This window comes from Streptomyces sp. NPDC058964 (assembly GCF_042741275.1).
Classification (GTDB): Bacteria; Actinomycetota; Actinomycetes; order Streptomycetales; family Streptomycetaceae; genus Streptomyces.
In genome coordinates this window covers 14,752-17,620 of sequence record NZ_JBHYKH010000153.1, presented here as the reverse complement: position 1 = coordinate 17,620, position 2,869 = coordinate 14,752, and the positions used below count along the sequence as shown (strand labels likewise).

The window sequence follows — 2,869 nt, the reverse complement described above, 5'->3', positions numbered from 1 at the left end:
GTACCGCAGCAATCCGGTACCGGCCGCGGCTGAGGCAGATGTGGGTGTTTTTTCCGTTCCGTTACCTAGGAGACGAGGAGGTCGGTGCCGATGGTCCTCGCTCTGACTGTGTGCGGAGTCCTGGTCGCACTCGTGGTGGTGGGACTCTTCCTGTTCGGCCTGCGGCGCAGACTCATCCAGCGCTCCGGTGGCACCTTCGACTGCAGCCTGCGCTGGGACGTACCGGAGAAACCCGACACCGGCGGCAAGGGGTGGAGCTACGGCGTCGCCCGCTACAACGGCGACCGCATCGAGTGGTACCGCGTCTTCTCCTACGCGCCCCGGCCGCGCCGGGTTCTGGAACGCTCGCAGATCGAGGTGGCCGGCCGCCGGCTGCCCGAGGGCGAGGAGGAGCTGGCGCTGCTCTCCGACGCCGTGGTCCTCGCCTGCACCCACCGGGGAACGCGTCTCGAGCTCGCCATGAGCGAGGACGCGCTGACCGGCTTCCTCGCCTGGCTGGAGGCGGCCCCGCCCGGCCAGCGCGTGAACGTGGCCTGATCCCCCCTCCCACCAGCGCCAACACCGGACGCTCGGCCGAGGCGCGTCGTCCCGGCGGTCGTCCCGGCCTTGGACGGTCATGCGGCGACCGGGCGCGAAGGTCACCGTGGGGTGACGGGGTACGCCGGGGGCGCGTGAGGCGCACGAAAAGCGCCGCGGACAGACCCTGAGGCCTGCCCGCGGCGGGTTGCGGGGGAGGAGCCGGGATCAGCTCAGACCGCTGTTGATCGCGCCGACCAGCTCGCCGTTGCTGGTGTCACCGCTGAACTCCCAGAAGAACGCGCCGCCCAGACCCTGGGTCTTGGCCCACGCCATCTTCGTGCCGATGGTGGCCGGAGTGTCGTAGGACCACCAGTTGCTGCCGCAGTGCGCGTACGCCGTGCCCGCTACGGTGCCGGTGGCCGGGCAGGACGTCTTGAGGACCTTGTAGTCCTCGATGCCCTGCTCGTACGTGCCCGCCGCCGGCCCGGTGGCCGTGCCGCCCGGGGCGTCCTGGGTGACGCCGGTCCAGCCGCGGCCGTAGAAGCCGATGCCGATGAGCAGCTTGCTCGCGGGCACGCCCTTCGCCTTGTACTTGGCCATCGCGTCGGCCGTCGTGAAGCCCGCGGTCGGGATGCCGCTGTACGAGGTGAGCGGGGAGTGCGGGGCCGTCGGACCCTGGGCCGCCCAGGCGCCGAAGAAGTCGTACGTCATCACGTTGTACCAGTTGACGTACTGCGCCGCGCCCGCGTAGTCGGCCGCGTCGATCTTGCCGCCGGAGGAGCCGTCGGCCGTGGTGGCCGCGGTGACCAGGGCGGAGGAACCGAACTTGGCGCGCAGGGCCGCCATCACGTTCTTGAAGGCCGCGGCCCCGCTGGAGTCACAGGTGAGACCGCAGGCGTTCGGGTACTCCCAGTCGATGTCGATGCCGTCGAACACGTCGGCCCAGCGAGGGTCCTCGACCAGGTCGTAGCAGGACTGGGCGAAGGCGGCCGGGTTCTTGGCCGCGTCCCCGAAGCCGCCGGACCAGGTCCAGCCGCCGAAGGACCACAGCACCTTGATGTTCGGGTACTTGGCCTTCAGCTCACGCAGCTGGTTGAAGTTGCCTCGCAGCGGCTGGTCCCAGGTGTCCGCGACGCCGCTCACCGACTGGTCGGCGGTGAACGCCTTGTCGTAGTCGGCGTAGGAGTCGCCGATCGCGCACTTGCCGCCGGTGACGTTGCCGAAGGCGTAGTTGATGTGTGTGATCTTCGACGCGGAACCGGAGGTCACCAGGTTCTTCACGTTGTAGTTGCGGCCGTAGATGCCCCACTCGGTGAAGTAGCCGAGCTTGACCATGTTGCCCGTCGGCGGGGGGTTGGTGCCGCCTCCGGTGGTGTGCACGGCGGCCGCGCCGCTGACCGGGCCGGTCTGGTCGGCGGTGTCACGGGCCTGGACGGTGTAGGAGTAGTCGGTGCCCGCGGTCAGGCCGGTGTCGGTGTACGAGGTCGTCGTCACCGTGGCGACCTTCGCGCCGTCGCGCAGGACGTCGTAGTTCTTGATGCCCTTGTCGTCGGTCGCCGCCGACCAGGACAGCTGCACGGAGGTGTCGGTGATGTTCGAGGCGGTCGGGGTGCCGGGCGCGGAGGGCGCGGCGTCGCCGGGGACCGTGGCACCGTCGCAGCTGTCGCCGTTCAGCTTGCAGTTGGAGGGCGAGCCGGAGCCGGCCCCGTTGAAGCCGAAGGAGACGGAGGCGCCCGGGGCGATGGAGCCGTTGTAGGACTTGTTCCTGGCGGTCCAGTGGGTGCCGGAGGACGTGACGTCGGCGTCCCAGGCCGAGGTGACCGAGGTGCCGGAGGGGAAGTCCCACTCGATCGTCCACGAGCTGATCGCGGTGGTGCCGGAGTTCTTGACCGTCCACTTGCCTTCGAAGCCGGTGCCCCAGTCCTGGGTCTTGGCGTAGGTGGCGGTGACGCCGGAAGCGTCCGCCACGGCCTGGGCGGGGCTCGAGAGGCCGACCAGTCCGGCCAGGGGGAGCAACAGGGTCGCGAACCCTGCCGCGGCTCTGTGTCTGAAGCGCATGCTGCGCCTCCCTCTTTATTGGGGGTGTCAGGGGCATGACTGAGCCTTCACGCCCACAGTGCCGCGAGGATAGAAAGGTCTGGACCACAGGTCAATAGGTCTGGACCACTAGTCCTGTTGTTCGGCTGGATCCCCAATTCCTGTACCGGCACCGCCTCTTGTGGGCGGCCGCGCAGCTCCAGCTTCCCCGGCGGGCGGCTGACGTGGGTCTTCACGGTCCCCTCCGCCATGTCGAGCGGGACCGCCGCCCGTGAAGCCGCCGAAATGCGGTACGGCCCGCGCCGTCCACGAG

At 69.6% G+C, this 2,869-nt stretch carries 2 protein-coding genes; one reads left to right on the top strand and one right to left on the bottom strand.

What is annotated here, in order from left to right; genetic code table 11:
• Positions 1–90: 90 nt before the first annotated feature.
• Positions 91–537 carry a DUF2550 domain-containing protein gene (locus tag ACFW2E_RS20350; protein WP_384468295.1) on the top strand — a complete coding sequence of 149 codons (447 nt, stop codon included), beginning with the start codon at positions 91–93 and terminating at the stop codon, positions 535–537.
• A 207-nt stretch (positions 538–744) separates the two neighbouring features.
• Here the strand turns inward: ACFW2E_RS20350 and ACFW2E_RS20345 are convergent, their stop codons facing one another.
• Positions 745–2,577 (bottom strand): glycosyl hydrolase family 18 protein, encoded by a 1,833-nt coding sequence (locus ACFW2E_RS20345; RefSeq protein WP_384468293.1) that lies wholly within the window; start codon positions 2,575–2,577, stop codon positions 745–747.
• Positions 2,578–2,869: the final 292 nt, after the last annotated feature.